The 6,941-nt window shown below is 63.8% G+C and carries 7 protein-coding genes; 4 read left to right on the top strand and 3 right to left on the bottom strand.

Annotated features, from left to right (window positions below):
* Nucleotides 1-464: acetoacetate decarboxylase (locus B7X30_RS15025; protein ID WP_286731681.1), on the top strand; the 464-nt coding region annotated here is incomplete at its 5' end.
* A 395-nt stretch (nt 465-859) separates the two neighbouring features.
* Complete coding sequence (locus tag B7X30_RS15020) at nt 860-1,339, top strand: Lrp/AsnC ligand binding domain-containing protein (protein WP_156054375.1); 480 nt, start codon at nt 860-862, stop codon at nt 1,337-1,339.
* Between the two features lie 63 nt (nt 1,340-1,402).
* Here the strand turns inward: B7X30_RS15020 and B7X30_RS15015 are convergent, their stop codons facing one another.
* Nucleotides 1,403-2,692: an MFS transporter gene (locus tag B7X30_RS15015; RefSeq protein ID WP_286731677.1), complete on the bottom strand. Its 1,290-nt coding sequence runs from the start codon at nt 2,690-2,692 to the stop codon at nt 1,403-1,405.
* Nucleotides 2,693-2,857: 165 nt separating this feature from the next.
* A complete protein-coding gene (locus B7X30_RS15010) occupies nt 2,858-4,192 on the bottom strand; it encodes a chloride channel protein (RefSeq protein WP_286731675.1) in 1,335 nt (444 codons plus the stop codon).
* Between the two features lie 286 nt (nt 4,193-4,478).
* Between B7X30_RS15010 and B7X30_RS15005 the strand changes: the two genes are divergently transcribed.
* Both B7X30_RS15005 and glmU read left to right on the top strand, forming a co-directional pair.
* Entirely contained in the window at nt 4,479-5,270 is a 792-nt protein-coding gene (locus B7X30_RS15005; RefSeq protein ID WP_286731674.1) for an Aq_1264-related membrane protein, read from the top strand.
* A gap of 92 nt (nt 5,271-5,362) precedes the next feature.
* A complete protein-coding gene (gene glmU, locus B7X30_RS15000; protein WP_286731673.1) occupies nt 5,363-6,754 on the top strand; it encodes a bifunctional UDP-N-acetylglucosamine diphosphorylase/glucosamine-1-phosphate N-acetyltransferase GlmU in 1,392 nt (463 codons plus the stop codon).
* Here the strand turns inward: glmU and B7X30_RS14995 are convergent.
* A partial coding sequence (locus B7X30_RS14995; protein ID WP_286731671.1) for an Lrp/AsnC ligand binding domain-containing protein occupies nt 6,741-6,941 on the bottom strand: 201 nt, incomplete at its 5' end. The genes glmU and B7X30_RS14995 overlap by 14 nt on opposite strands.

The following is a 6,941-nucleotide window of genomic DNA, read 5'->3' as shown; positions in this document are numbered from 1 at the left end:
ATCAGATTGCGATGTACCTCGACGACGAAGCGCCGATTGCCGGTGGACGCGAGATCTGGGGCTTTCCGAAAAAGCTCGCCAAGCCGCATCTCAGCGTGGCCGCCGACACCCTGCTGGGCACGCTCGACTATGGACCGGTGCGTATCGCCACCGGCACCATGGGCTACAAACACCGCGCGCTCGACACCGCCAAAGTGCTGGCCTCGCTGCAGCAGCCCAACTTCCTGCTCAAGATCATTCCGCATGTGGACTGCACCCCGCGCATCTGCGAGCTGGTGCAGTACGACCTGGAGGACATGGTGGTGAAAGGCGCCTGGGAAGGCCCCGCCGCGCTGGAGCTGCATGCCCACGCGCTGGCCCCGGTGGCATTGCTGCCGGTGCTCGAAGTGGTTTCGGGTGTTCACATCATCACCGACCTCACCCTGGGTCTGGGACGGGTGGCGCATAACTATCTCAAACCGTGAATGTTTTGAGCGCCCCCAGACCTGCCGCGTTCGCGTCAGGCCCCCCGAGGGGGATGAGAAAACTTGGGGCGGCCCGGCGTTTTCTCATGAGCCCCGGGCCAAACCCGTCAACCTGACGGCTCGGGGGCAGTGAACAGTTCGTATTAGCGGTGTATAAAATCAAGTTGCGCGTCAATCCGGAAATGGCGCCGATTCCCCGGCAATGAAGCACTGTTTACGAGTGTTGCCCTCTATAAACCGGAGTGATTGTCAGGCAATTGTCGCTAGACTTCGACTCGCATGACACTGATGCGCTAAATTTCAAACCTCCACTAATACAACCGTTCACACCGAGGCCATGATGAACTCTCTACTGCCCTGCCTGCAGCTTCCCACCCCCACCGCGGAGGCTCGCCATGTCTGAAAAAATTGGCGGCATCGACCGCATCGACCGTCGCCTGCTCGATCTGCTGCAGGAAGATGGCCGCATTGCCAATCTGCGTCTGGCCCAACTGGTCAATCTTTCGCCCACCGCCGTGCTGGAGCGCGTCAAGCGGCTCACGCGCGACGGTTTCATTCTCGGCTACGAAGGTCGGCTCAACCCGAACCTGCTCGGCGCGGGGCTGATGGTGTTCGTCGAAGTGCAGCTCGACCGCTCGGTGGCCGACAGTTTCGAGAAATTCCAGTCCGCCATCAAGGTGCGCCCGGAAATTCTCGAATGCCATATGGTGGCCGGCAATTTCGACTATCTGCTCAAGGTGCGCGTGGCCGATATGGCGGCCTACAAGACGTTTGTGGCCAACGTCATCGCCAACCTGCCCGGCGTGCGTGAAACCCGCTCGTTCGCCGTGATCGACGAGGTGAAGAACACCACCCGGCTGCAAGTCGAACTCTGACCGTCTTGCGGCCGAGAGCTGCAGCAAGGCGCGCGCGAATCTGACCGGTTCGCGCGCGCTTTTTTATTTCCGCGTTTTCGGCGTGAGCAGCACCAGCACGGCGCACAGCACCATAAAGGCGGCAAGCACCAGAATGCCGCCGTTGGTGCTCTGCGTGGTCTGCTTCACCCAACCGATGATGGACGGGCCGAAGAACCCGGCCAGATTGCCCAGCGCGTTGATCAGCGCAATGCCTGCCGCCGCCGCGGTGCCCGCGAGGAAGGCGTTGGGCAGCGCCCAGAACAGCGGCAGCACCACCATGATGCCCACGGTCGCCAGCGTCAGCGCCACCATCGCCAGCGTGGTGTCGGTGCTCCATAACGTGGAGAGCACCAGGCCCACGGCGCCGATCAGCGCGGGAATGGCCACGTGCCAACGGCGCTCATGGCGTTTGTCCGAGCTGCGGCCCACCAGAATCATCGCCACCACCGACACGCCGTAAGGCAGCGCGACCAGCCAGCCGATGGTCAGCGGATCGGTCACCCCGGTGGACTTGATCAGCAGCGGCAGCCAGAAGCTCAGACCGTACAGGCCGATGACCACGGAGAAGTAGATCAGCGCCATCAGCCACACGCGCGGATCGCCCATGCCCTGCAGCGCCGAGTGCGCTGGCTTGGTCTGCGCCTCCTGGTCGAGCGCGTGCTGCAGCGCGTTTTTCTCGTCCGCGTTCAGCCACTTGGCATGCTTGATGCCATTGTCGAGATAGAACAGGGTGACGATGCCCAGCACCACGGCCGGCAGGCCTTCGAGCACGAACAACCACTGCCACCCGGCCCAGCCGTGATGGCCGTGGAAGTGGTGCAAGATCCAGCCCGACACCGGCCCGCCAATCAAGCCGGAGAGCGGCACCGCGCTCATGAACCAAGCGGTCATCTGGCTGCGCCGCGCCGCCGGATACCAATAAGTGAGATAGAGGATGATGCCCGGAAAGAACCCGGCCTCGGCCACGCCGAGCAGAAACCGCATCACATAGAACTGCGTCGGCGTGGTGACGAACAGCGTGAGCGCGGAAATCAGCCCCCAAGTGATCATGATGCGGGCGATCCACACCCGCGCGCCAACCCGGTGAAGAATGAGGTTGCTCGGCACCTCGAACAAAAAATAGCCGAGAAAAAAGATGCCCGCGCCGAGCCCGTACACCGCGTCGGAAAACCCGAGGTCGCCCTTCATCTGCAACTGGGCGAAGCCAATGTTCACCCGGTCGAGATAGGCGACGAAATAGCACAAGATCAGGAAGGGAATGATGCGCCAGCCGATGCGGCGATAGACCGCTTCGGCTGGCGGGGCTGCGGGCGTTGCAGGATGTGTTGCCATGAAAGTCTCCTTGTCGTTGTGGTTCAAACATGAGGGCTCATGAGAAAACGCCGGGCCGCCCCAAGTTTTCTCATCCCCCCTCGGGGGGCCTGACGCTTCGCGGCAGGTCTGGGGGCACTCCTCTCGACCCTTCAAACCCGGTTCAAAGCCGGGATTAGCGCGTCATCAACGCGGCTTTTCATCCACCGTCACGGCAACCGGCTCGGCGGCTTGCGCCTCGGGCTGCGCCTTGCGCTGCGACGCATCCCCCAAGGGCGCAAAGTATAGCGCCGTGGCCATGAGCGGAATCACCAGCCCGCCGCCGTTGATCATTTCCATCACGATAACAAACGAAGTCAGCGGCGACTGCGTCACCGCTGCAAGATAACCCACCATGCAAATGGCCACCAGGGCCGACTGCGGATACTGCCCGAACCACTGGCTGACCCACTGGCCGAACCCTGCGCCGATCGACAGCGAGGGCGAGAACAGCCCGCCGGGCAGGCCGGTGATGTAGGACAGCACCATGGTGAGCCACTTCACCAGCGGGTAATACCAGCTCACCTGCTCGCCGTGATTCATCAGCAAATGCCGCGCCTGGTCGTAGCCGCTGCCCCAGGTCTGCCCGGCCGAGGCGATGCCGATGATGGCCACTAGCAGGCCCAGCCCCGCGCCCCACGCCAGCGGCGAACGCTCGCGCCAAGCCAGCACCTTCGCAGGAATCCATCGCACCTGTTTGAGCAAGGCCAGATTGAACGCCGCCCCGGCCAGACCGCAGACCACCGCGGCGATGACCACCGGCAAGACGAAGGCCAGCGGAAAAATGTCCGGCGCGGTGATCTGGCCGAAATACAGATAGTTGCCCGCCAGCGCCAACGAGACCAGGCCGGAGAACACGATGCTGGTGATGAGCACGCCGTTGGTTCGCACCTCGAAGCTGCGAGTGAGCTCCTCGATGGCAAACAAAATCCCGGCCAGCGGGGTGTTGAACGCGCCCGACAGACCCGCCGCCGAGCCCGCGAGCAGCAACAGGCGCTCCATGCGCAGCGAGACGCGCGGATAAAACCGCCGCATCTCGACCATGATGGACGCACCGATATGCACCGTGGGCCCCTCGCGGCCCAGCGTGAGGCCGCCGAGCATGCCCATCAGCCCGAGACCAACTTTGCCCAGCATGATGCGCAGGCCGAACAGACGGCGGATGCGGGTCGGGTCTGGCTGGCCATGCAGCGCAGCAATCACCTGCGGAATGCCGCTGCCCTCACTGCCGTTGAACCATTTGCGGGTCATCCATACCGCGCCGCCGGTCAACGCCGGAGTGATGAGCAGGGCCAGCCAGGCCCGGCCGTCGATCCAGCCGAGAAAAATCGCCAACACATCGTTGGCCCAGTTGGCGAACTGCACCGCTGCCAACCCCACCAGGATCGCCCCCACCCAGAGCACGCCGTAATTCAGCCACGATCTGCGAAGTTCTTTTCGGGTGAGTCGCCAAATGGCGGCGGGGCGGTAACGAGCATGCATGGGGAACAAGAATAGCGGGACGGCGCGCACTGGCCATGAAGAGCAAGGCCTCTGAAATACGCATTCGGATGAAGCGGCAAAGCGGACAAAGCGTCATGGTGCGCGACCCATCACCATACTGCACGGGGTAAATCTCAATAGAAACAGAACGTTGCCTGTGTCCCTGCTTGCAATTCAGGCATTGCACTTAAGGGTTTTTACGCACTAGGATAACCCGGCATTTTTGACAAAAGTTAAAACACAGGCGCGTTCACAACCGCTGACACCTTGCGAGAAAGCCTTACCTATGCGTTCCCTTCATCTGCTCACCGTGCCGGAAAAACTGCTGCATACCGGCTTCATTTTTCTGGTCTGCATCGGCTTGCTCTGTGCCGAAGCCTATCTCTACGTCACCCACGCCGGGCTGGACGGCAAGACCGGGGTGACCCTCAAGGACATCCAGATTTCGTACTACGGCAATCGCGACAGCAGCAAGCTGCAAACCGTGCTGCCCACCATGCTCACCAACGCGGGCGTGCCGAAAGAGCAGTGGCCGCAACTGCAGAAGACCATCGACACCTGGGTGGTCGGCGGGCAGACCAAGGCCGGCTACGAGACCGAGATCAAGCCCATCCTCGCGCAACACTGCCTGATGTGCCACAGCGTGGCCATGAGCAAGCAGCTGCACAACCCGCCGCTGGCTTCGTATGAAGACGTGAAAGCGGTGGCCAAGGTCGACACCGGCATGTCGTACAACTCGATGCTGATGACCGGCATGGTGCACCTGACCATGCTGGGGCTGATTTTCTGGGTGGCCGGCTGGTTGTTTTTGCAAACAAGGGTGCACAGCCAGATCAAGGCCATTTCGGTCATCACGCCGTTCATCGCCATGCTGCTCGATTTTTCCGGCTGGTTCCTCACCAAGCAGAACCCCGACTTCGCCTGGTTTGTGCTCATCGGCGGTGCGCTCTCGTGCCCGATCGCTATGATGGAGATGGGCGTAGCCCTGTTCGATATGTGGATCGGCCTGCCCAAATTCCTTATGCAGCGCATCGTGACCGAAGTGCCCAAGACGGCGGTGCGCCCGGCCACAGCCTGATCATTTTTACGTTTTACCGACCCCGCTGATGCGGGGTTTTTCATGCGGCAAACGGCGCAGCGGCGTCACCGGCGCTCCTTAGAATGCGCGGCATGACGATCGCCCAAGCCCCCTCCTCCGCCCTTTCCGTCGTCGTCCTTGCCGCAGGCAAGGGCACGCGCATGCGCTCCGACGCTCCCAAAGTGCTGCAGCCGCTGGCGGGCAAACCGCTGCTCGGCCATGTGCTCGATACCGTGCATCACCTGTCAGCCGAGCGCGTAGTGGTGGTCACCGGTTTCGGCGCGCAGCGGGTGCAAGAGGCCTTTGCCCATCAGGCACACCTGCGCTTTGCGCTGCAGGAGCCGCAGCTCGGCACCGGCCATGCGGTGCAGCAAGCCCTGCCGGACCTGCCGGGTGACGGCGTGTGCCTGGTGCTCTATGGCGACGTGCCGCTGGCGTCCGCCAGCAGCCTGGCGCCGCTGGTGGCGCAGGCGCAGACGGGCGCGCTCGCCCTGCTCACCGTCGAGCTGGACGACCCGACAGGCTATGGCCGCATTCTGCGCAACGCCGACGGCGCGGTGCAGGGCATCGTCGAACACAAAGACGCCACGCCGGCGCAGCGCGCGGTGCGCGAATGCAACACCGGCATTCTGTGCGCGCCGCTGCCCGCTATGCGCCGCTGGCTGGGCCAGTTGCGCAACGATAACGCGCAGGGCGAGTACTACCTCACCGACGTGGTGGCCCTGGCCGTGGCCGACGGTGTGCCGGTGCGCGCCTCCACCGTGGCCGACGCGGACGATGTGCTCGGTGTGAACGACCGCAGCCAGCTCGCGCATCTGGAGCGCGTGGTGCAACTGCGCACTGCGCGCCGCCTGCTCGACGCGGGCGTCACCCTGGCCGACCCGAGCCGCATCGACGTGCGCGGCGCGCTGCACTGTGGCCGCGATGTGTTCATCGACGTGGGCTGCGTGTTCGAAGGCGAAGTGCATCTGGCCGACGGCGCCCGCGTGGGACCCTACGCCGTGCTGCGCGATGTGCGCGTGGGCGCGGGCACGGTGGTGCATCCCTTCTGCCATCTCGACGGCGCGAGCATCGGCGCGGGCGCGATCATCGGCCCCTTCGCCCGGCTGCGGCCCGCGACCGCCCTGGCCGACGGCGTGCACATCGGCAACTTCGTCGAAGTGAAAAACGGCACACTGGGCCCGGGCTCCAAGGCCAACCACTTGAGCTATGTGGGTGACGCCACGGTGGGCGCGCGGGTCAACATCGGCGCGGGCACCATCGTGGCCAACTACGACGGCGCCAACAAACACCGCACCGTGATTGAAGACGATGCGCACACCGGCTCCAACTCGGTGCTGGTCGCGCCCATCACCATCGGTGCGGGCGCGACGGTGGGCGCGGGCTCCACGGTGAGCAAAAACGTGCCAGCGGGCAAGCTCACGGTAGCGCGCGCCAAGGCCGTCACCCTCGACGGCTGGAGCCGCCCGGTCAAGAAGAAATAAGCCCAGGCACGCGCGGCGCGAACTTGCTGCGGTGCACCGAAAAAAACGCGCGCACATTGCGCACCTGATTCGCCGCGGTAAACAACCGGTGCACCAGGGCGTGATAGGCCGCCATGTCCACGACCAGCAACACCAGCACGAAGTCCGGCCCGGGCGACACGCGGTAGCACTGCTGCACCTCGGGCAC

It is taken from the genome of Thiomonas sp. 13-64-67 (assembly GCF_002282795.1).
Taxonomy (GTDB): Bacteria; Pseudomonadota; Gammaproteobacteria; order Burkholderiales; family Burkholderiaceae_C; genus Thiomonas; species Thiomonas arsenitoxydans.
This window is presented reverse-complemented; position numbering and strand designations above follow the sequence as displayed.